The organism is Neobacillus ginsengisoli, assembly GCF_030813055.1.
This window is the reverse complement of sequence record NZ_JAUSTW010000003.1, coordinates 102978-125234: the sequence shown is the minus strand read 5'-3', so window position 1 is coordinate 125234 and position 22257 is coordinate 102978. Positions and strand designations below refer to the sequence as shown.

The window sequence follows — 22257 nt, the reverse complement described above, 5'->3', positions numbered from 1 at the left end:
TAATAAGAATTAATAAGTATTTTTTTTGATTAAATTGTTCATTATTTTGAACGAAATTAATCGTAATCAAGATATTAAAAGTCTTACTAAAAAGGTGGTCAAATGAATAGCTTTCAACAAGTTAACAATGGAGATAACAGAAAAGCAAAAGAAATCAATTTAAAAGAGTTATTTGTCGTAATAAAAAGGCGTTTTTGGGTAATAGGGATTATTACGCTACTTGCTAGTATAGCAGGGATCATTCAAAGTATGTCTCCTACTGTATTACAATATCAAGCCTCTTCAAGAGTCATTATTGGTGCAGATGAAGAATCTAGAAAAACGCTCCAAGTAATTGTTAGGGACTCAACTATTTTAGACAAAGTGGTTGAAGAACTGGGTCTTCAAAAATCAGCAGAGGCTTTGGCAGGGCAAATAACGGTTTCGAGTGTAGATAGTTCCCAAGTAGTAAGTATTAGTGTGATGGATACAGACCCTTTACGAGCTGCTAAAATTGCTGATACCACAGCACAAGTGTTTAAAGATGAAGTACCAATTATTGTTGGTCAAGATTATGTTCGCTTATTATCTAATGCTAAAGTAAATCCAATACCAATTAATCAAAAAAATTATAATAAAATCATTTATTTATTTATTTTTGGTTTAGTTGTCGGAGTTGGGCTCGTCTTTTTATTAGAGTCATTGGACGATACCATTCGTTCAGATCGCGAAATTGAAGCCATATTGGGAGTACCGGTATTAGGAAGAATCTCTAAGATGAACAAAAAAAATATAAAAAAGAAGAACAATAAGCAGCCTGACTTAGAATTAAGGGGTGAGACCATTGGTTATAAATAAACGAAAGACATTGGCTGAAACAAAAAAAAGAACATTAATTACCTATTCTTTTCCTGAATCCATCATATCTGAGCAGTTTCGGACGATTCAAACAAATATTAAATTTTCAATTGCTGAGCAAAAAGGCCGAAAGTTCTTAATTACCTCTCCAAGTGAAGGGGAAGGAAAATCGACTACTTCTGCTAATTTAGCCGTTTCGATGGCTCAGCAAAAGGAAAGGGTCCTTTTAATCGATGCAAATTTAAGAAATCCTTCTTTGCATTCCTTTTTTAAACTTCCTAATTCTAATGGGTTGACAGAAGTTCTAACAGGTAAGTCCTCATTTGAAGAAGCTATTAATCATACCGAAATTGGCAGGTTAGACGTATTAACAAGCGGATTCATTCCGCATAATCCAGTTGAATTATTAGGATCAAACATGATGCAGGAATTACTCAATTATGCCTTACAATCCTATGATGTGATATTAATTGATTCTAACGCAGTGCTTGATGTTACGGATACCAAACTTTTAGTGCAGCAATGTGATGGTGTGGTATTGGTCATGCAGAATGGCAAAACAAAGATTGAAAAAGCCAAAGAGGCAAAGAAAGTGTTAGATTTTGCCAAGGCAAGGTTGGTTGGAGTAGTTTTCAATCAATAAAACCAACGAATAAATCAGTGTATATTTTTTTGTTTTGACGTTCTTTATTGGGGACGAATTTGTATCTTTTAATAGTTTGGTAATGTCTCCTTTCCATTATCAATGGAGGCACTCGGTCATGCTGTGGGTCCAAAGCCTTAGACGCTAGTCGTCGAGAGTGTGACGTGAGGACGGGTTAGATGCCCGATTTTATTATTAAAAAGGTTAATTATTTGTTCTTTACGAAGTTCAAATAATTAACCTTTTTAAGGAGATGAAAGAATGAAAAATATTGATCATTACCCAAAATCAATCAAAAAGGCTATTAGATACATAAAACAGGATGCGACGAAGGAACAGCTCGAAGAAATTAGGCAATTAATTGAAAATGCAATCAAATTAAGAAGTCTTAAAGTAGATTAGTAGATGTAATGTAAAGCTTTCTTAAAGGAGGGAAAGTATGACGTATCGCCAAAGGCTATCATTATTTATCATTATTGATTCATGTATTGTTTTAACCGCTATTTTTTTTAGTCGTTTTTTAGTAAACGGAACTTTTTATGTTATTACATATCCAATCGCACTAAGCTCTGTAGTTATTTTACTCTGTCACCATTTCCTTTCAATTAAATTCAAACTATACAAAAAGGCCTGGGAATATGCCAGTGTTGGTGAATTATTAATTATTTTAAAGGTTGTAACATTTACAATTCTTATTGCTGCAGTTGTACAACAACTATTACTTCAAAAAACACAGTTTCGACTACTTATCGTAACTTGGTTACTCAATATGTCTCTTATAGGTGGATCTCGTTTCTGTTGGAGAATGTTTAGGGATTCCTACCTTTTTAAGATAGAGAACAAAAAGAGAACACTCATTGTTGGTGCAGGTTCTGCAGGGATGATGGTTGCAAGACAACTAAAAAAAAATAACGAGGCTGACCTTTTTCCAGTTGGATTTATTGATGATGATGATAAAAAGCATGGCCTGGATATTTTAGGAATTCCTGTCCGTGGCGGTATTACAGAAATCGAGGCAACTGTCAATGAGCTAGATATAGATAACATTGTTATCGCCATTCCATCATTGAGTAAAAAAGAGTTAAATACCATTTTTCAGGAATGCATAAAGACCCACGCAAAAACGCAAATTCTTCCAATGCTTGAGGATCTGATGACAGGAAAAGTATCAGTTAAACAATTTCGCGACGTGCAGGTTGAGGATTTATTAGGAAGGGATCCTGTGGAATTAGATATTGATAGTATCTCAGGCTATATTAAGGATAAAGTTGTTCTAGTAACCGGTGCTGGTGGCTCCATTGGATCGGAAATTTGCCGACAAATAGCAAATTTTAATCCCAAAAAGCTTATCCTATTAGGCCATGGTGAAAATAGCATTTATTCCATTGAGATGGAATTGAAAGAGACATATAAAAATTCAGGAATTGAATTTGTTCCAGTTATTGCCGATTTACAAGATGAAAAGAAGATGATGATGGTTATGAGTACATATCAACCAGATGCGGTTTATCATGCTGCTGCTCATAAGCATGTTCCTTTAATGGAAGGTAACCCAGAAGAAGCGGTCAAAAATAACTTAATTGGAACAATGAATGCGGCAAAAGCAGCAAGTTGGCATGGGGTTAAGACGTTTGTGATGATTTCAACTGATAAAGCAGTAAATCCAACAAGTGTAATGGGGTCAACAAAAAGGCTTGCGGAAATGATTATCCAAAACATGGATAAAATTAGTGATACAAAATTTGTTGCGGTACGTTTTGGGAATGTATTAGGGAGTAGAGGGAGTGTTATCCCATTATTTAAAAGACAGATTGAAAAAGGTGGACCCGTCACGGTTACCCACCCTGAAATGGTTCGTTACTTTATGACGATTCCTGAAGCATCGAGGTTGGTCCTTCAAGCTGGGGCTCTTGCCAAGGGGGGGGAGATCTTCGTATTAGATATGGGGGATCCAGTGAAAATTGTAGATTTGGCTAAGAATTTAATAAAACTCTCGGGCAATTCCATTGAAGAAATAGGGATTGAATTCACAGGAATGAGACCTGGGGAAAAGTTATTTGAAGAATTATTAAAAGAAGATGAAGTTAAAGATCAACAAATCTATCCGAAAATTTATATTGGAAAGACATCTGAACTTTTTTTAGCGGAAATAGAAGAAATAATAACAACCTATTCAGTTCTGGAAAAAGAGGAAATTAGAGAAAGGCTTTTGGAACTAGCCAATAAAAAAGTAATGCCTCAACAAATATTATCGGTCTAGATTTAAAGGAGTGTATGTAATGAAAGTTAGAAAAGCAATTATACCAGCAGCAGGACTAGGTACGAGGTTTCTTCCTGCAACTAAAGCAATGCCTAAAGAAATGCTACCAATAGTTGATAAACCGACTATCCAATATATTGTGGAAGAAGCAGTAGAGTCAGGGATTGAGGATATTATTATCGTCACCGGTAAAGGCAAAAGAGCGATTGAAGATCATTTTGACAACTCTTTTGAACTAGAACAAAACCTATATGAAAAAGGGAAATTTGCCTTATTAGATGAGGTTCAAAAATCATCGAAGTTGGTTGACATCCATTATATTCGTCAAAAGGAACCGAAAGGATTAGGTCATGCCATTTGGTGTGCGAGAAAGTTTATTGGCGATGAACCATTTGCCGTCCTTTTGGGTGATGATATTGTGCAAGCAGATAAACCTTGTTTAAGACAAATGATGGATCAATATGAAAGATACAATGCTTCTATCCTTGGTGTGCAAACAGTTGAAGAAAGTGAAGTATCGAGGTATGGAATTGTTGACGGTAATTTTATTAACGAACGTTTTTATAGTGTTAATAGTTTAGTAGAAAAACCAAAACAAGAAGAGGCACCCTCTAATCTTGCTATTCTTGGCCGATATATTTTAAGTCCGAAAATTTTCGAAATATTAGGTAAACAGGAACCCGGAGCTGGTGGAGAAATTCAGCTTACTGATGCAATAGCTGCTTTGAATTTATACGAAGCTGTTTACGCTTATGATTTTGAAGGTGTCAGATACGATGTCGGTGAAAAAATGGGCTTCATTCAAACAAGTATTGAATTTGCATTACAACGTGATGATTTGAGGAATCAATTGTTAGATTATTTATCATCTGTACTGAATAAAGAGCTAATTAAGGAATAATTCGTACAAAAAGATAATAGGAGGTGATAAAAATGCCTAAAAAAGTGCTTTTTTGTGCCACAGTGGATTTCCACTTCAAAGCCTTCCACCTTCCATATTTGAAGTGGTTTAAGGAGCAAGGGTGGGAGGTTCATGTTGCAGCAAATGGAGATTTGAAGCTACCGTATGTAGACAGAAAATTTAATATTCCCATTCAAAGATCTCCGTTGAACAAAATGAATTTAGTAGCTTACAAAGAGCTTAAAGAAATTATAAATAAACATCAATATAAGATTATTCATTGCCACACACCAATGGGTGGAGTGCTCACTCGGTTAGCTGCAAGAATGGCAAGAAAGAATGGGACTAAGGTCATTTATACTGCCCATGGCTTTCACTTTTGTAAAGGCGCACCTATAGCTAACTGGATTCTATATTATCCGATTGAAAAGTTTCTTTCCAGGTTTACAGATTGTTTGATTACGATCAATCAGGAGGATTTTAATCTGGCAAACAAACATCGATTTAAGGCTGAATCAATCAAGCATGTTCATGGTGTCGGCATTAATACGGAGATGTTTAAACCAATAGAAAAAGATCAAAAGGATATTATTAGAAAAGCTCAAGGGTATAAAACAAGTGAGTTTTTAATGTTTTATGCTGCTGAATTTAACAAAAATAAAAACCAAAAGCTGCTTATTGAATCCTTAGCCGTAATTAAAAATGAGGTGCCGAATATGAAGCTCTTACTCGCAGGAAATGGGCCCTTATTAAAGGAATGTCAAGAACATGCCGTTACGTTAGGTGTTGATGGGATGGTTGACTTTCTCGGTTATCGGGATGATATTGAGGAGCTTTTAAAAATGTGTGACGCAGCAGTTGGGTCGAGTTTTCGTGAGGGACTTCCAGTGAATATTATGGAAGCGATGGCCTGCGGATTGCCGGTTATCGCAAATGAAAATAGAGGGCATAAAGAACTAATAGAAAATAGCAAAAATGGTTTTATTATTAAGAATAATTCAGTGGAGTTTTCAAATAAGATAAAGCTTCTTGCAAGAAATAGGAATCTAAAATATGAGCTTGGATTACATGGACGTAACCTGATCCTTACGAGGTATAGCATAAATAAAATCCTTGAGGAAAAAAGCGATATTTATAGATTGTATATGGATGAAATGGAGGATGCAATGTGGGCAGTCCATTAAGGATATTGCATGTTGTTGTCAATATGAACAGGGGCGGTGCAGAAACGTTGATCATGAATCTGTATCGGAATATAGATCGCTCTAAGGTTCAATTTGACTTTTTGACATGTAAAGAAGGTGTATTCGATTCCGAAATACTAAAAATGGGTGGTAATGTCCATAGAATTCCTTACATTTCGGATGTTGGCCATTTCAAATATGTGAATGAGTTAGATCATTTTTTTTCTGCAAATAATCAATATAAAATTGTCCACTCACACATGGATAAGATGACTGGATTGGTTCTTCGCTCAGCCAAAAGGGCAGGAATCCCAATTCGAATTTCACATAGTCATAACACTAGCAGTGAGGGAGGATTTGCAGCAAGAGTTTATAAATGGTATATAGGGAAATACATTTTAACAAGCGCCACCAATTTATTTGCCTGTTCAAATAAAGCGGCTGATTGGTTATTTACAGGAAAATCAAACTCTGCAAAAATCTTAAAAAACGGGATTGAGAGTGAAAAATTTGCCTACTCTCCTAAAATAAGAAAAGAAATACGGGAAGAACTAAATCTTACTAACCAATTTGTAATAGGCCATATAGGAAGATTTGCACATCAAAAAAATCATCACTTCCTTATTGAAATATTTTCGAATTTCAGCCAAATTAACAATGATTCTGTATTGATATTAGTTGGTGACGGGCCATTAAGAGTTGATATTGAGAAACAAGTAAGGGACCTAAACTTAGTAGACAAGGTAAAGTTTGTTGGAATTCGAAGTGATATACATCGTTTACTCCAAGCTTTTGATGTATTAGTATTCCCATCTTTGCATGAAGGATTGCCTGTCTCATTGATAGAAGCACAGGGCGCTGGATTACCTTGCTTAATATCAGATAATATTTCACAGGAAGTGGATCTTGGTTGTAATTTAGTAGATTTCATTCCGCTAACAGATCTAAAACAGTGGGTACAAAAAATAAAAGGAATTGAACCTATAGGATTCAACAGAAGGATTGCTTCAAATTCAATTTCAATACAAGGATATGATATTAAAGAAACAGCGGGGAATATTGAAGAATTTTATTTAAGTATTTCGGGGTGATTTTTTTGAAAAAGCTAACGGTCTTTACTCCGACATATAATCGAGCATATTGCCTTAATAACTGTTATCAAAGCCTTCTTAATCAAACATGTACTGATTTTGTTTGGTTAATCATTGATGATGGCTCAACCGATAATACATTGGAATTAGTAAATAGCTGGATTAAGGAGAATAAGATTGAAATTAAATATCATAGGCAAGAAAACCAGGGAATGCATGGTGCGCACAATACAGCCTATGAACTTATTGATACAGAATTAAATGTTTGTATTGATTCGGATGATTATATGCCAGAGAAAGCAGTTGAAAAGATAGTAAATTTTTGGAGTAAATTTGGAAGTGAAAAAGTAAGTGGTATCATCGGTCTTGATGCAGATAGCGATGATAGAATCATAGGGACAAAATTACCAAAAGACATTATAAAATCTACATTGTTTGATCTTTATTATAAGCATGGTGTTAGTGGGGATAAAAAGCTTGTCTATCGCACTGATCTAACCAGGAAATATCCTTATCCAATATTTAATAACGAGAAATATGTTGGGCTAGCTTATAAATATTATATGCTTGATAAAGAGTATGAAATGTTGTTAATGAATGAAGTGCTTTGTTGTGTTGAGTACCTCCCTGATGGGTCATCTTTAAATATGTTTAATCAGTACCGAAAGAACCCTAGGGGATTCGCTTTTTATCGTAAAGAGTTAATGAAATTACCTTTTACGAGTTCATCATTTAAGTTTAGGCAAGCAATTCATTTTGTCTCGAGCAGTTTAATGAGCAATAATTGGAGATTTTTAAGCGAAACCCCATACAAAATTCATACATTTTTGGCAATCCCATTTGGTATTTTATTATTTTTATATATTTCAACTAAAACAAGGACTGTCTGAATTATTAATTTAAGCATGTTTTTTGATGATAACCAAAAGAAAAAGTACCTCTGAAAGGAAATAATTTATGACTATCCTATGGATTAACCTTGCCATAGTTTTTATGTTGTCCTTTTTTTCAAGATACTTCGCCGTTACAACATATGCAACAATATATCCAATGTCCATTAAACCAAATAAATTTCTAGCTTTTGGTGTTTTGTTTTCATTAGCGGTGATTTCCGGTTTACGATCTAACATTGGGGATACTTACTTTTACAAGCATTCATTTGAAATAAATAATTATACTTGGGACTTTGTTAAATCTCAAAAAGAAATCGGTTTTGGAATTTTACAAATGATCTTAAAGAGGTATTCAAGTGATCCACAAATTTTACTATTAACTACTGCAATCATTACCAATGTACTGATTATTATTGTTTTGTATAAATACTCAAGAATGTTTGAGCTAAGTACGTATGTTTATATTACAGGTGGTTGGTTTTTAGTTTCGATGAATGGAATAAGGGAATGTCTAGCTGCAGCAATAGTTTTTACTGCAACTAAATTTCTAATTGATGGAAGTTGGAAAAGATACATCTTGGTTGTTCTTTTTGCATCCACATTCCATGAAAGTGCATTAGTTTTAATACCCATTTATTTTTTATCTAGGTATAGAGCTTGGTCAAAGGCTACTTTTATCCTTTTAGGTCTCTCTGTACTCATAGTTTTGGGATTTGATAAATTTTCATCCGTACTATTTTCGGCCATTAAGGACACCGAGTATGGACACTACCAGAATTTTAATGAAGGCGGCGCAAACACTCTAAGGGTAGCAGTATTTGGGGTACCCATTATAATTTCTTATTTTGGAAGGGAAAAACTCAGGGGGATTTTCCCAGAGAGTGATTATATTGTAAATATGTCGATTATAGGGTTTATATTTATGATAGTTTCAACACAAAACTGGATATTTGCACGATTTTCGATTTATTTCGAATTATATCAATTAATTTTAATTTCATGGATCGTAAAGCTTTTTAATCAGAAAGATCAAAGGGTTGTCTATTATCTCATTTTGGTCTGTTATTTGATTTATTATTATTATGAGAGTGTTAAATCTTTAAATATTATTTACCAAAGTAATTATATCTGATAGAAAAAACATGGAGTTGATGAAATGGAAAAGGAACCTAAAAGGATTTTACACATTGTTAGCTCCATGGAACGTGGCGGCGCAGAAACTTTAATCATGAATATATACAGAAATTTAGATAGAACCAAATTACAGTTTGATTTCATAACCCATTCGAATAAAAAAGGGGATTTCGATGAAGAAATTTTAACACTTGGAGGAAGAATCTATAAGATTCCTAGTCTCGGAAACCTTGGACCACTTTCCTATATAAAGAATTTAATTAAGATTATGAATTCTAACTCCTATATCGCGGTTCATTCACATACAGACTATCAAGGCGGGTTTCCAGCTTTAGCAGCAAAAATAGCTGGTATCAACAAAAGAATCTGTCATTCACACAGTAATAACTGGTCAAAAGCAAAAAGTTTCAAGAGTTGGGTCACCCTAATCATACTTCGCTCTTTAATAAAGATATCGGCGACAAATTACTGTAGCTGCAGTTTAGAAGCCGCACAGTTCTTATTTGGTCAAAATATCGGAAAAACAGGAAAAGTAAGTATTCTTAAGAATGGGGTAGATATTGCACAATTTACTATGGCAAGAACAAATTTAAGGAATAGTGTTATTAATGAACTAAATTTATCGGGTAATGTAAAAATTATAGGTCATGTTGGACGGTTTTCAGATTCAAAAAATCATTTTTTTATTTTGAAGGTTTTGAAAAAATTGATAGAGGAAGACGATCATTATGTTGCTTTATTAATTGGCGATGGGCCATTAAGAATTAATATTGAAAAAGAAGCGGCAAAGCTTGGAGTACTAAATCATATAAGGTTTCTAGGAGTTAGGTCAGATATCCCTAAATTAATGAAGGCTTTCGATGTATTTCTATTTCCTTCAAAATTCGAAGGCTTTGGCATTGTTACAATAGAAGCACAATGCTCTGGAACCCCATGTGTCATTGCAGATACAGTCCCTAAAGCTACAGATATGGGCTTAGGTTTAACATCCTTTGTCAATCTTGATGAGAGTTTGGATAGTTGGTGCAATAAGATTAAAGAATCAATACTAATGGCAAGACCTGACGATGATCTGATTTATGATAGGGTGTCCAATCGTGGCTTCAACATTAAAAATAACGTCAGTGATTGGGTGGAATTATATGGGGCCAGCCAATTGATGATGTAATGGAAAGTTGCCGTTTAAATGGCAACTTTTTTATTATAATTTCAGAGAGGGTATTACCTAATGAAAAAGAAAATTTTAATCACCTCTTTCGATTTAGCAATCGGTGGTGTCGAAAGAAGTCTCATTGGTTTACTAAGTCATATTGATTACAGTAGATACGACGTAGATCTATTGTTATTTAAACATGAAGGGGAATTCCTTCCTTTATTGCCACCAGGTCCAAATTTACTACCAGAACTGCCTCCATATACAACGTTTAGAATGCCCATTGGACAGATTGCAAAAGAAGGGTTTTATCCATTAGCAATTTCAAGAACCATGGCAAAATATATGGGCTCCCTTCACGGGAAAATTAAAAAGGTTGAGGAACCGGGGTATTTGGTCATTCAATATGGCTGGGAGATGTCTAATCGTTTTCTCCCTAAATTAAATAAAGAATATGATGTGGCCATAGGTTTTCTATGGCCACATCATTTTATTGGAGAGAAAGTAAAAGCAAAAATGAAGATTGGCTGGATTCACACGGATTACTCCAATATTTATCTTAACAAAAAAGTGGAAGTGAAGATGTGGGGGAAATTAGATAAAATAGTTGCTGTTTCAGAAGAATGTTCAAACACCTTTCTTACGATTCTTCCAGACTTTAAACAAAAAACAATGGTGATTGAAAACATTCTTTCACCTGATTTCGTTAGAAAACAAGCAAATAATGGAATCCCGATTGAAATGAAAAAGGATCAGGATAAAACAATATTATTAACAGTTGGCCGCCTTTCACATGCAAAAGGAATTGATAATGCAATAAGGGCATGTAAAGAACTTTTAAAGGAAGGATTTGATGTCGAATGGTATGTTGTTGGATATGGGCCACTTGAAGATGAATTAAGAAATCTAATTCATCAATTAGAATTAAAAGACCGTTTCTTCTTACTGGGAAAAAAGACAAATCCTTATCCATATATCAAAGAATGTGATATTTATGTACAGCCATCAAGGTACGAGGGAAAGGCTGTAACAATTAGAGAAGCGCAAATTTTAGGCAAACCGGTTGTTATCACCAATTTCCCAACTGCGAACAGCCAGGCCAGAGATGGGATTGATGCTTTAATTACATCTCAGGATGTAGAGGGAATTGTTAAAGGAGTTCGAAAAATAATTGAAAACGGTGAACTAAAAAATGAACTCATAACAAACGTGAGATCAATGGATTATGGAAACGAGAATGAAATTGAAAAATTATATAGCTTAATTGAGTCATAATCATTAAAGGGGGAATAAAGTAATGGCAATACTTGTCACAGGTGGAGCAGGCTATATCGGTAGCCATACCTGCGTTGAATTGTTGAATGCTGGTTATGAGATTGTAGTTTTAGACAATTTCATCAATAGCAAGCCTGAAGCAATCAAAAGAATAAGTGAAATTACAGGTCAGTCTTTTAAATCCTATAATATTGATTTGCTGGATGAGAAAAAAGTAAATGAAATTTTTTTAGAAAATGCTATTGAAGCTGTCATTCATTTTGCGGGTCTTAAGGCAGTTGGAGAATCAGTCTATCTTCCTCTTCGATACTATCATAACAATATTACGGGCACACTTGTCCTTTGTGAGACGATGAAAAAATATAATGTGAAAAAACTAGTCTTCAGTTCATCAGCAACTGTTTATGGTATGCCGGGAAAATTTCCGATATCTGAGGATTTTCCTTTAGAAGCATTAAATCCTTATGGACGGACCAAGCTTATGATTGAAGAGATTTTACATGATCTTTACGTATCAGATAATAGCTGGAGTGTTGCACTTTTGAGATATTTTAATCCCATAGGTGCCCATGATAGCGGTCTTATTGGAGAAGATCCAAATGGCATTCCCAATAATCTAATGCCATACATAACACAAGTTGCTGTAGGGAAATTGGAGGAGCTCAATGTTTTTGGAAATCAATATCCGACCAAAGACGGATCAGGCGTCCGAGATTATATTCATGTAGTGGACTTGGCCGCAGGACATTTGAAAGCACTTCAAAAGGTTTCAAATTCAACTGGTGTTGAAGCATATAACCTTGGTACAGGAAAAGGTTACAGCGTATTGGAAATGGTATCGGCTTTTGAAAAGGCTTCAGGTAAAAAGGTGCCATATAAAATTGTTGAAGCCAGGCCTGGTGATGCAGCTGTTTGTTATGCGGATCCAGTAAAAGCAAAGCAAGAGCTTAAATGGGCAGCCGTGAAGAATATTAACGAAATGTGTAAGGATTCTTGGCGGTGGCAGGTTAATAATCCAAATGGATATGATAATAAAATAGAAGTTTTTCAAAGTCCTCACATGTCTAAAAGTGAGGACTTTTTTATTAAAAGTTAATAAAGTGAGGATAGAAATATGAAAATATCAGAAACGCTAACTCCTCAGAAATTTCAAGAGATTTTAATTAGCACCTATTTGAGGGGTCAAGAAAATGAAAGTATTAATGTAACAGAATTAATAGAAGAAATAAAACAGCAGGTATTATCAAATAAGTAATATGAATTTTTTCAGGGGATGGCTAGTTATGAAGCGGTTGTTTGATTTCTTGTTTTCATTGGTTTTGTTTGTAAGTCTTTTCCTAATCTTTTTCATCTTGGGCCTGATGGTTTGGATAAAGCTAGGATCACCAATTATATTCAAACAGCAGCGACCCGGGTTATATGGAAAGCCTTTTTACCTTTATAAGTTACGAACCATGACAGATGAAAAAGATAAAAATGGTAAATTATTGCCTGACTTTAAAAGGTTGACACCATTTGGTAAATTTTTAAGGAAATATAGCTTAGATGAATATCCACAATTAGTTAATGTGATAAAAGGTGATATTAGTCTGGTCGGACCCAGACCGTTACTTATGGAGTATCTCCCACTTTATACGAAAGAACAAGCCATGCGTCATAACGTAAGACCCGGTATAACAGGTTGGGCCCAAGTCAATGGACGGAATGCGATTACGTGGGAAGAAAAATTTAAATTGGATACCTGGTACGTAAAGAATCACTCCTTTTTACTTGATACTAAAATTTTATTTCTTACGGTATACAAAGTTTTGAAATCTGATGGAATAAGCCAGCCAGGCAACGTTACAATGGAACATTTTACAGGCTCTAAATCTTCTGTAGGAGGGGGCCATGGATGAAAATTGCTGTTATAGGTCGCGGAGGTCACAGTAAGGTGATATGCGATATGATTTTATCAGATGAAAAAAACGAAATAGTAGGGTTTTTAGATGATAAATACGAACAGGTAAGTTTAATAGAAAATGCGTTTTGTGGTCCAATTAAGTCTGCTAAAAGAATGATTGAGTATATTAAAGACATAAAATTTGTAATTGCTATAGGAGATAATAAAGTACGGGAATTAATTGCTCAAAGACTTAAGATTCCTGATGAGTATTATGTAACTCTAATTCACAATTCTGCTGAAATCAGCCCAAGTGCAAGGATAGGGAAAGGTACGGTTGTTATGCCGTATACGGTGATAAACGCAGATACTGAAATCGGCCTTCATTCTATTATTAATACAGGATCAGTAATTGAGCATGATTGTAAAGCTGGTAATTATGTTCATGTGTGCCCAAGCGCAACACTAACAGGTGCTGTTCATTTGGAGAATGGTGCCTTTATTGGGGCGGGAGCTACAATTATTCCCAATATTAAGATTGGTGAATGGTCAATAATCGGAGCGGGAGCAACTGTAATCAATCATATTCCTTCCTTTTGTATGGCTGTTGGTGTTCCTGCTAAGATTTTTAAAGTAAATGAGGGTGGGGGAGAATATATTGCTCAATACAACGTATAAAAAAAGGATTTTCCTCTCATCACCACATATGAGTGGAAATGAAATCAACTATATTAATGAAGCATTTGAAACGAATTGGATTGCCCCATTAGGTCCCAATGTTGATGCATTTGAAAAAGAGATAGCCAATTATGTAGGAGCCAATGAAGCGGCGGCAGTTAGTTCCGGAACTGCAGCGATTCATTTGGCTCTTTCTTTATTAGATGTAAAACATGGAGATAAAGTATTTTGTTCCAGCTTAACCTTTGTAGCAAGTGCCAATCCCATCATTTATCTGGGAGCTGAGCCAGTCTTTATCGATTCTGAGCCATATACATGGAATATGTCTCCACAGGCACTAGAACGAGCATTTGAAGAGGCTTCTTATGAAGGAAATCTGCCAAAAGCAGTTATTGTGGTTAATTTGTATGGACAGAGTGCAAAGATGGATGAAATTCTTGCCATTTGTAATCATTATCATGTTCCGATTATTGAAGATGCCGCGGAATCCCTTGGTTCTACGTACAAAGGGAAAGCAAGTGGTACATTTGGGAAGTTTGGAATTTATTCATTTAATGGGAACAAAATTATTACCACATCAAGCGGTGGTATGCTTATTTCAAATGATGTTGAGTCGTTAAGAAAAGCTCGATTTTTAGCGACTCAAGCCAGGGATCCCGCACCACATTACCAGCATAGTACTATAGGGTTTAATTATCGAATGAGCAATGTATTGGCGGGTATTGGAAGAGCGCAATTAGAGGTTTTAGGTGATAGGGTGAAAGCTAGAAGAGCCATATTCAACCGGTATTTTCAGGAGTTAGCTTATTTACCGGGTATCTCCTTCATGCCTGAATTAGCCAGCACACAATCAAATCGGTGGCTGACTGCTCTTACCATTAATGAAGAAGAATCGGGGGTCTTGGTTAAAGACTTGTTAAATATATTAATAGAGGAAAATATTGAAGCTCGGCCAGTATGGAAACCACTGCATTTACAGCCTCTTTTTAAAGGAGTTCGTTATTATCCGCATAGTGAAAATGAGAGTATTTCTGAACATTTATTTGAAAACGGGATTTGCTTACCCTCCGGTTCTAATATGACTGAAGAAGACCAAATGAGGGTCATTCATTGTATGAAAGAAACAATAAGAAAAAGGATTGAAAGAGATGTGTTCAAAAACCAAAAAATATAAGAATTAAACGAGGTATGTGTTAATGATAGGAAAAAATATCTATGAAATTCGCAAGAAAAAGGGGTTAACATTATCCGAGCTTGCAGAAAAAGCAGGAATATCAAAATCGTATTTAAGTAATATTGAGCGAAACCTTAATCAGAATCCTTCTATTCAAGTTATGAAAAAGATCTCACTCGTATTAAATGTTGATTTAGAAATATTACTGAAATCAGAAACTAATGTTGAAAATCATCAAGTACCAGATAAAGAATGGATTGATTTAGTACATGAATTAAAAGAATCAGGGATTGAAAAAGAACAATTACAAGAATATAAGACATTAATTGAGTTTATTAAGTGGCAGAATCAAAATATGGGAGCAAAAAAATAGAAAATAAAAAGTAATCTCCCTTTTTCAATCGAATATAAAAGAAATCAGGAGTATTTATGAAAAAAAAATTACTTTTTGTAATAGATTCGCTTTCAATGGGCGGTGCTGAAAAAAGTTTAGTTTCATTATTGAATTTACTCGATTTTACTAAGTATGAAGTTGATTTATTATTTTTCAAACAAGGTTGTGATTTAGAGAAATTCATCCCTGAATCTGTGAATATTTTACCAATACCAGATTATTTTTCGTTTTTGTCTGGAGTTAAATTTTCTAACGGTAAAAACTTAAGATTCATTGTAAGAAGGATATTAACCTCATTAAATTTAAGAGTAAACAAAATTAAAAGTAATAGTCTAAATAGCGAGCAAGTGGTTTTTAGAAGTATAAAAAAGCATTTAAAACCAATAGAGCAAGAATATGATGTAGCTATAGCTTATAGTCAGGGAATGCCAACCTATTTTGTAGCTAATAAAGTAATTGCATCAAAGAAATTTGCTTGGATTAATAACGACTATATAAATACTACTTTTAATAAAAAAATTGATAATGAATCTTATAAAAGTATTGATAAAATAATAGCAGTTTCTGAGTATATTAAAAAGTCAGTGGCTCAAATTAGTACAGATTATAAAAATAAGGTTGATATTATCTTTGATATTATTGATCCTAAAGTTATTTATCAAAAGGCCAAGGAAAAAAAGGTATTTGATGATTACACAAATAAGGTAAAGATTTTAACTGTTGGAAGATTAGTTCCTGAAAAATCATATGATTTAGCAATAAAGGTTGCTAAATTATTGAAAAATAACGGATACAATTTTAAATGGTTTGTAGTAGGAGAGGGTTCTGAAAGATCAAAACTTCAGGATTTAATAAATCAATATGGGCTTAGTGATTATTTTATTTTACTTGGAAAAAAAATAAATCCTTATGTTTATATGGGAAATTGCGATATATATGTACAAACATCAATCAGAGAGGGCTTCGGTCTAACTGTTTGTGAGGCAAAGATATTAAAAAAACCTATTGTTTGCACTAATTTCTCAACTGCAAAAGAAATTATTCGAAATAATGTCGATGGTTTAATAGTAGAAAATACAGTTGAAAGTATTTACAATGGCATCACAAAATATATAGATGATACCAAGTTTAAACAAAAAATACTTTTTGAACTAGAAAATGAAAAACCTTATAGTTCTGTAGATCAGATCGAAAAATTCTATAAATTAGTTGAAAACGGATAAAGTTATAATTTAAGGGAGTAATTAATTAATCAAAGCCTATTGAAATAATCTCATTTATATAAATTAAATTAATTAAATTTTCATTCTACAATATCTTTGATTAATTATATATGTTAAGTAAAAGAGGTGTAATACTAGTGTGAAGAAAAAAATCATTTTTATGATAATTAATATGAATATAGGTGGTACAGAAAAAGCATTGCTAAACATGATATCCAAAATACCTAAAGAGGAATATGAAATTACTATATTTATGTTAGAAAATGACGGGGGATTTTTACATAATATCCCGGAAAATGTACGTGTTGAAAATTTCCAGGAATATAACAAGATTAAAAATATTTTAAACCATCCACCACACATGACTGTTTTAAAGTTCCTTCGAGAAGGAAAATTGTTAAAGGCAATTATAATAATGTTTCTATATTTAATATCGAAGGTTACGAGGGAACGAAGTATATTTATAAAATACATTTTAAAAGATTTTCAGATTATTGAAACTAAATATGATGTTGCAGTAGCTTATGCAGGTCCAATGGACTTCATAAGCTATTTTGTTTTAAACAAAATTAAAGCTAAAAAGAAAATTCAATGGATCCATTTTGATATAACCAAAATAGGGTTTAATCGTAGATTTGCATCTAAAATATATAAAAAATTCGATAAAATTTTTATAGTTTCAAAGGAAGGCAAAGAAAAACTAATAAATTTATTACCAAATCTAGAAGAAAAGACTGATACTTTTTTCAATCTAGTATCACCAAGTTCAATTATAAGGATGGCAAACGATGGAGTAGGTTTTAAAGATAATTTTAGTGGAGTTAGGATACTTACAGTTGGACGTCTTGCTCATGAGAAGGGGCAAGATCTAACTATCTCAGTCTTAGCTAATTTAAAAAAAGATGGTTACAACGTTAGATGGTATTGCATAGGTGATGGAGAGGCAAGGAAGGATTATGAAAAATTAGTAGAAGTAAATGGTTTAAGAAATGACTTTATATTTTTAGGAGGGAAATCTAATCCATATCCTTTTATGAAAGATTGTGATATATATGTTCAACCATCTCGACATGAAGGGTATTGTATAACGTTATCTGAGGCAAAATGCTTTAAAAAGCCAATTATTTGTACAAATTTTACTGGGGCAAGAGAACAAATTATCCATAATCATACAGGTTTGATAGTAAATTTTGACGAACATCAAATGTACAAAGCTATTAAAAAATTACTTGATGATGAAAAATTTAAAATTAAACTAGAAAAAAATTCATTAAAATTTGAAATAGACACATCGGCTGAAATTGATAAATTATTTAATTTAGTTTCTACTATATAAAAGAAAATTGAGAATAAAAGTAATTTGGCCTACTTTCATTTGTAACCAAAACATTTTGGAGAATGGGGGATAAAATGAAAAAAGTACTATTTATGGTTAGCAGTATGAACATTGGCGGTGTAGAAAAATCATTACTATCCCTATTATCTGAGTTACCCAATAATAAATATGATATTACTGTTTTATTATTAGAAAAAAAGGGTGACTTTTTAGAATATATTCCAGAGTGGGTAAAAGTTGAAGAAGCTTCATGGTTCGGCACTATGAAGGCGATAATCTTACAACCGCCACAACAAACAATTAAAGATTATATAAAAAACAAACAATTTTTTAAAATACCACTTTTTATATCTACTTATTTTCTCTCTAAATATTTAAATAATAGATACCTTTATTATAAGAATGTTTTTAAAAGTATCCCGTTTAATAATAGTACGTATGATGTAGCTATTACATACCAAGGGCCAACAGATATTATTGATTACTATATTGGTAATAGAGTAAAGGCAACAAAAAAAATATCTTGGGTGCATTTTGATATATCTAAACATAATGTTAATAAGAAGTTATATGAAAAACTGTATAAAAAATTTAATAATATTTATGTAGTTTCAAAAGAGGCGAGAGAGCGATTGATTGAAGAAATACCAACTGTAAAAAATAAAGCAGAGGTTTTTAAGAATTTAGTCCCAACAAATTTGATAAAAAAGATGTCCAAAGAAACTATAATATTTGACGAAACATATCAAGGTATCAAAATAGTTACTGTGGGGAGACTTTCAAAAGAAAAGGGTCAGGATCTAGCTATTAAAGTTTTATCTAAATTACTTAAAAATGGTTATGAAGTTAGATGGTATTGCATTGGTGAAGGAAATAGTAGAAGAAAGTATGAGATGTTAATAAATGATTATGATATAAAAAACAACTTTTTTCTACTAGGTTCTACACCCAATCCTTATCCCTATATAGCTAAGGCAGATATTTATGTTCAAACCTCAAGGCATGAAGGATATTGTCTTACTTTAGCTGAGGCAAAATGTTTACAAAAGCCTATTATAACTACAAACTTTACTGGTGCTCGTGAACAATTAAAAGATGGGTTTAATGGTTTAATTGTAGATTTTGATGAGGAAGATTTATATAAAAAGATTAAATACCTAATCGATTTCCCATTGCAAAGAAAAAAGTTATCTGAAAATCTACAAAAAAATAACGAAAATTCATATATGAAAATAAAGAAAGTGTCATTATAAGGATGAAAGGAACTAAGTTTATGGATCCAAAAATAAGCATTATTGTTCCAGTTTACAAAATTGAGCATTATATACATAAATGTGTAGATTCTATACTCGCTCAATCTTTTAAAGATTTTGAACTTATACTCATCAATGATGGTTCACCCGACGATTCTGGAAAAATATGCAATGAGTACTCAGTAAAAGATAGTAGAATAAAAGTAATTCATAAGAAAAACGGAGGGGTTTCATCAGCTCGTAACGCTGGAATAGACTTAGCTACAGGAGAATATATACTGTTTGTTGATAGTGATGATTGGATAGAAAAGGACGCTCTTGATACACTTATAAATCAATTGAAATTAGAAAAAAGTGATTCCATAATTTTTGGTTCAGTTAAGGATTTATACACAGAACAAAAGTTAATAAAAAGTGAATTAAATGGTGTTCATAAAAAAGTGAATATTAATGTTTCTGATCTTGGATCGAATTTTGTGTATCTATTTAACACAGTGGGTTTACTTGCTTCCTGGATGTATCTTTTTAAAGCAAAAATAATAAAAGATCATAAATTATATTTTAATGAAAGTTTAGTATTGTACGAAGACTTTGATTTTAATTTGCGTTTCTTAAAAAATTCCATTAATTTAACTTTTATTCCGAATGTATTGTACCATTACAATATGTCCACATCGATTAATCAGCTTGCAAAACGTAATAAATATAATATAGTTTCAGATATAAATACAGTTTCTAACTCATTACTTGAATTTTTGGAATTAATTGGGAATAAAGAGGGAATTGTAAGGCAAATGTATCCTTATATTTTAACAATGTATACTTTACCATTAAAGAATATAATTCTGCATAAGAAGTTAAAACTTAGAGAGAAATTTAAAGTTTTAGAAGAATTAAGAAATGATAAAATTTTCGCTAAGGTTTTTCTGGAATATGGGAAAAATTTAAAATTTTATAAACTTTTTTATGCTTTTATAAATAAGAGAATGTATTTAGCTGCTTATTATCTAATTTCACTTAAGTTTAAGTAGCAATCTTTTGTTAGGATGATGACATGTGGCTTATAAGATAAGTATAATAGTACCCGTTTATAATGTCGAAAAATATTTAGTAAAATGCATAGACTCAATATTGAATCAAACATTTTCAGACTTTGAGCTAATCCTAGTAAATGATGGTTCAACGGACAAATCCGGTGAGATCTGTGATGAATATTCGAAAATAGATAAAAGAATTAAGGTAGTTCACAAAAAAAATGGAGGATTGTCATCTGCAAGAAATGCTGGTATTGACTTAGCCAAAGGAGAATATATCGCTTTTGTAGATAGTGATGATTATATTCATAAGAGAATGTACGAAGTATTATACAATAATGCCATTATAAATTCATCAGATATAATAATTTGCGACTTTACAGTTGCTAATGAAGGTGTATTTTACGATACGTCAAATCTTAACATAGATATTGTTGCTCAAAATTTTTCTAATATTGAGTCATTGAATAAGTTATACACTTCAAAAGGTATTAGTTTTATTGTAGCTTGGAATAAGTTATACAAAAGAGAATTATTTAATGATATAAGATATGAAAAAGGTAGAATACATGAGGATGAATTTATTATTCATCAAATTTTATATAAAAGTTCAAAAGTTACATATCTTCCTATCAAACTTTATTATTATCTACAAACAAATAATAGCATTATTAGGTCACCATATAATATAAAAAGGTTAGACCTTGTTTATGCGCTTAAGGAAAGGGTTGATTTTTTTAGCGAAGTAAAACAAACAAAGTTACAACAACTAGCTGAGACTAATTTTGTGCAATCATTTTTTTTAAATTATTATAAGGCAAAGTATAATGTTTCTAATAATAATAAAGAATTAAGACAATTAAAGAAAGTTTTTAGTTTAAGTGTTGGACCACTTTTGGTAAATCCGTTTTTTAACAAAAAGGAAAAAATACTTTGGCTTTTATTCGTATTAAATCCACTTTTATATGAAATATACCATAAGATAAAAAAAATAAAAATAAATTAGATATGCTATTAATTATGTATTAAATTTGTAAAAATAGGTAACTTTTAATAATTAACAAAAGAAAAGAGGATGTGTTGTATGAACAATTCTAGCATCATAACATGTAAACCGTCAAAAAAACATAAAATAAAAGAGGTTTGGAAGTATAGGGAAGTATTATATTTTCTATCTTGGAAAGATATTATTGTTAGGTATAAGCAGACTGTCTTGGGGAGCATATGGGCTATTTTAAACCCAACTTTCTCAATGATAATAATGACATTTGTATTTGGGAACCTTGCAAAAATGCCTTCAAATGGTGTGCCTTACGCTATATTAGTTTTTTCAGCAATATTGCCATGGAACTTTTTTTCAATGGCTTTTAATGGGGCAGCAAATAGTCTCGTTTCAAATTCTCATTTATTAAAAAAAATATACTTTCCAAGATTAACTTTGCCAATTTCATCGGTAATTACTTCTTTTGTTGATTTATTAATTTCTTTTGGAGTGTTGATTATTATTATGGTGGGGTTTCTTTTTCTTCCATCAATTAGGATTGTGTTTCTTCCATTCTTTATAATTTTAGCATTTATAATTGCTTTAGGAAGTGGATTACTATTAGCAACACTTAATGTGAAATATAGAGATATTAAATATTTGATTCCATTTATTCTACAATTTGGGATGTACATTTCACCTGTAGGTTATTCAAGTAATGTTATTCCAGAGAATTTAAGATTTGTTTATTCTTTAAACCCGATGGTAGGGGTAATTGAAGGATTTAGGTGGTGTCTAATTCCAACCGCCGAACTATATTTACCTAGTCTAATTGTTTCTTTAGTAGTAGGGGTAGTATCTTTGATTTTAGGGATTAAATATTTCTTCAAGTTTGAAAATACATTCGCAGATCTAATATAGTTGGAGGAA

At 32.5% G+C, this 22257-nt stretch carries 23 protein-coding genes; all 23 read left to right on the top strand.

Annotation, left to right across the window (positions count from 1 at the left end; genetic code table 11):
- The first annotated feature begins 102 nt into the window (after positions 1-102).
- The 23 genes from J2S10_RS09690 (at position 103) to J2S10_RS09580 (ending at position 22248) form a co-directional block, all read left to right on the top strand.
- Complete coding sequence (locus J2S10_RS09690) at positions 103-837, top strand: YveK family protein (protein ID WP_307407049.1); 735 nt, start codon at positions 103-105, stop codon at positions 835-837.
- The gene (locus J2S10_RS09685) at positions 815-1480 is read left to right on the top strand and encodes a CpsD/CapB family tyrosine-protein kinase (RefSeq protein WP_307407047.1); all 666 of its coding nucleotides are present in this window, start codon (positions 815-817) and stop codon (positions 1478-1480) included. The genes J2S10_RS09690 and J2S10_RS09685 overlap by 23 nt, the downstream gene beginning before the upstream one ends.
- 261 nt (positions 1481-1741) lie before the next feature.
- Complete coding sequence (locus J2S10_RS09680) at positions 1742-1882, top strand: hypothetical protein (RefSeq protein WP_307407045.1); 141 nt, start codon at positions 1742-1744, stop codon at positions 1880-1882.
- Between the two features lie 37 nt (positions 1883-1919).
- Complete coding sequence (locus J2S10_RS09675; RefSeq protein ID WP_307407043.1) at positions 1920-3740, top strand: polysaccharide biosynthesis protein; 1821 nt, start codon at positions 1920-1922, stop codon at positions 3738-3740.
- Positions 3741-3759: 19 nt separating this feature from the next.
- Complete coding sequence (gene galU, locus J2S10_RS09670) at positions 3760-4641, top strand: UTP--glucose-1-phosphate uridylyltransferase GalU (RefSeq protein ID WP_307407040.1); 882 nt, start codon at positions 3760-3762, stop codon at positions 4639-4641.
- 32 nt (positions 4642-4673) lie between these two features.
- A complete protein-coding gene (locus J2S10_RS09665) occupies positions 4674-5825 on the top strand; it encodes a glycosyltransferase family 4 protein (RefSeq protein WP_307407038.1) in 1152 nt (383 codons plus the stop codon).
- Positions 5810-6916 carry a glycosyltransferase family 1 protein gene (locus J2S10_RS09660; RefSeq protein ID WP_307407036.1) on the top strand — a complete coding sequence of 369 codons (1107 nt, stop codon included), beginning with the start codon at positions 5810-5812 and terminating at the stop codon, positions 6914-6916. Before J2S10_RS09665 ends, J2S10_RS09660 begins: the two co-directional genes overlap by 16 nt.
- Positions 6917-6921: 5 nt before the next feature.
- On the top strand, positions 6922-7806 hold the full coding sequence (locus tag J2S10_RS09655) for a glycosyltransferase family 2 protein (RefSeq protein ID WP_307407034.1): 885 nt from the start codon (positions 6922-6924) through the stop codon (positions 7804-7806).
- 67 nt (positions 7807-7873) lie between these two features.
- Positions 7874-8941, top strand: coding sequence for an EpsG family protein (locus J2S10_RS09650; protein ID WP_307407031.1), 1068 nt, complete (start codon positions 7874-7876; stop codon positions 8939-8941).
- Positions 8942-8965: 24 nt separating this feature from the next.
- Positions 8966-10111, top strand: a complete 1146-nt coding sequence (locus tag J2S10_RS09645; protein ID WP_307407029.1) for a glycosyltransferase family 1 protein — start codon at positions 8966-8968, stop codon at positions 10109-10111.
- Between the two features lie 60 nt (positions 10112-10171).
- Entirely contained in the window at positions 10172-11371 is a 1200-nt protein-coding gene (locus J2S10_RS09640; RefSeq protein WP_307407026.1) for a glycosyltransferase, read from the top strand.
- Positions 11372-11393: 22 nt separating this feature from the next.
- Positions 11394-12467 carry a UDP-glucose 4-epimerase GalE gene (gene galE / locus J2S10_RS09635; protein ID WP_307407024.1) on the top strand — a complete coding sequence of 358 codons (1074 nt, stop codon included), beginning with the start codon at positions 11394-11396 and terminating at the stop codon, positions 12465-12467.
- Positions 12468-12485: 18 nt separating this feature from the next.
- Complete coding sequence (locus J2S10_RS09630) at positions 12486-12626, top strand: hypothetical protein (RefSeq protein WP_307407021.1); 141 nt, start codon at positions 12486-12488, stop codon at positions 12624-12626.
- A gap of 28 nt (positions 12627-12654) precedes the next feature.
- The gene (locus tag J2S10_RS09625) at positions 12655-13269 is read left to right on the top strand and encodes a sugar transferase (protein ID WP_307407018.1); all 615 of its coding nucleotides are present in this window, start codon (positions 12655-12657) and stop codon (positions 13267-13269) included.
- The gene (locus J2S10_RS09620) at positions 13266-13931 is read left to right on the top strand and encodes an acetyltransferase (RefSeq protein WP_307407016.1); all 666 of its coding nucleotides are present in this window, start codon (positions 13266-13268) and stop codon (positions 13929-13931) included. Before J2S10_RS09625 ends, J2S10_RS09620 begins: the two co-directional genes overlap by 4 nt.
- A gap of 28 nt (positions 13932-13959) precedes the next feature.
- On the top strand, positions 13960-15105 hold the full coding sequence (locus J2S10_RS09615; RefSeq protein ID WP_370876190.1) for a DegT/DnrJ/EryC1/StrS family aminotransferase: 1146 nt from the start codon (positions 13960-13962) through the stop codon (positions 15103-15105).
- A gap of 22 nt (positions 15106-15127) precedes the next feature.
- Positions 15128-15478: a helix-turn-helix domain-containing protein gene (locus J2S10_RS09610; RefSeq protein ID WP_307407012.1), complete on the top strand. Its 351-nt coding sequence runs from the start codon at positions 15128-15130 to the stop codon at positions 15476-15478.
- Between the two features lie 56 nt (positions 15479-15534).
- The gene (locus tag J2S10_RS09605) at positions 15535-16722 is read left to right on the top strand and encodes a glycosyltransferase (protein ID WP_307407009.1); all 1188 of its coding nucleotides are present in this window, start codon (positions 15535-15537) and stop codon (positions 16720-16722) included.
- A 139-nt stretch (positions 16723-16861) separates the two neighbouring features.
- Complete coding sequence (locus J2S10_RS09600) at positions 16862-18058, top strand: glycosyltransferase (protein WP_307407006.1); 1197 nt, start codon at positions 16862-16864, stop codon at positions 18056-18058.
- A gap of 74 nt (positions 18059-18132) precedes the next feature.
- On the top strand, positions 18133-19311 hold the full coding sequence (locus J2S10_RS09595) for a glycosyltransferase (RefSeq protein ID WP_307407004.1): 1179 nt from the start codon (positions 18133-18135) through the stop codon (positions 19309-19311).
- Positions 19312-19331: 20 nt separating this feature from the next.
- Positions 19332-20342: a glycosyltransferase family 2 protein gene (locus J2S10_RS09590; protein ID WP_307407002.1), complete on the top strand. Its 1011-nt coding sequence runs from the start codon at positions 19332-19334 to the stop codon at positions 20340-20342.
- 25 nt (positions 20343-20367) lie between these two features.
- Positions 20368-21351, top strand: coding sequence for a glycosyltransferase family 2 protein (locus J2S10_RS09585; protein WP_307407000.1), 984 nt, complete (start codon positions 20368-20370; stop codon positions 21349-21351).
- 78 nt (positions 21352-21429) lie between these two features.
- Positions 21430-22248 carry an ABC transporter permease gene (locus tag J2S10_RS09580; RefSeq protein WP_307406998.1) on the top strand — a complete coding sequence of 273 codons (819 nt, stop codon included), beginning with the start codon at positions 21430-21432 and terminating at the stop codon, positions 22246-22248.
- The last annotated feature ends 9 nt before the right edge of the window (positions 22249-22257 follow it).

Excerpts from the sequence above, each read along its gene's own strand:
- J2S10_RS09690 (WP_307407049.1), top strand. The coding sequence starts at position 103 with ATGAATAGCTTTCAACAAGTTAACAATGGAGATAACAGAAAAGCAAAA.
- J2S10_RS09680 (WP_307407045.1), top strand. The coding sequence starts at position 1,742 with ATGAAAAATATTGATCATTACCCAAAATCAATCAAAAAGGCTATTAGA.
- J2S10_RS09675 (WP_307407043.1), top strand. The coding sequence starts at position 1,920 with ATGACGTATCGCCAAAGGCTATCATTATTTATCATTATTGATTCATGT.
- galU (WP_307407040.1), top strand. The coding sequence starts at position 3,760 with ATGAAAGTTAGAAAAGCAATTATACCAGCAGCAGGACTAGGTACGAGG.
- J2S10_RS09665 (WP_307407038.1), top strand. The coding sequence starts at position 4,674 with ATGCCTAAAAAAGTGCTTTTTTGTGCCACAGTGGATTTCCACTTCAAA.
- J2S10_RS09650 (WP_307407031.1), top strand. The coding sequence starts at position 7,874 with ATGACTATCCTATGGATTAACCTTGCCATAGTTTTTATGTTGTCCTTT.
- J2S10_RS09645 (WP_307407029.1), top strand. The coding sequence starts at position 8,966 with ATGGAAAAGGAACCTAAAAGGATTTTACACATTGTTAGCTCCATGGAA.
- J2S10_RS09640 (WP_307407026.1), top strand. The coding sequence starts at position 10,172 with ATGAAAAAGAAAATTTTAATCACCTCTTTCGATTTAGCAATCGGTGGT.
- galE (WP_307407024.1), top strand. The coding sequence starts at position 11,394 with ATGGCAATACTTGTCACAGGTGGAGCAGGCTATATCGGTAGCCATACC.
- J2S10_RS09630 (WP_307407021.1), top strand. The coding sequence starts at position 12,486 with ATGAAAATATCAGAAACGCTAACTCCTCAGAAATTTCAAGAGATTTTA.
- J2S10_RS09625 (WP_307407018.1), top strand. The coding sequence starts at position 12,655 with ATGAAGCGGTTGTTTGATTTCTTGTTTTCATTGGTTTTGTTTGTAAGT.
- J2S10_RS09620 (WP_307407016.1), top strand. The coding sequence starts at position 13,266 with ATGAAAATTGCTGTTATAGGTCGCGGAGGTCACAGTAAGGTGATATGC.
- J2S10_RS09615 (WP_370876190.1), top strand. The coding sequence starts at position 13,960 with ATGAGTGGAAATGAAATCAACTATATTAATGAAGCATTTGAAACGAAT.
- J2S10_RS09610 (WP_307407012.1), top strand. The coding sequence starts at position 15,128 with ATGATAGGAAAAAATATCTATGAAATTCGCAAGAAAAAGGGGTTAACA.
- J2S10_RS09605 (WP_307407009.1), top strand. The coding sequence starts at position 15,535 with ATGAAAAAAAAATTACTTTTTGTAATAGATTCGCTTTCAATGGGCGGT.
- J2S10_RS09595 (WP_307407004.1), top strand. The coding sequence starts at position 18,133 with ATGAAAAAAGTACTATTTATGGTTAGCAGTATGAACATTGGCGGTGTA.
- J2S10_RS09590 (WP_307407002.1), top strand. The coding sequence starts at position 19,332 with ATGGATCCAAAAATAAGCATTATTGTTCCAGTTTACAAAATTGAGCAT.
- J2S10_RS09580 (WP_307406998.1), top strand. The coding sequence starts at position 21,430 with ATGAACAATTCTAGCATCATAACATGTAAACCGTCAAAAAAACATAAA.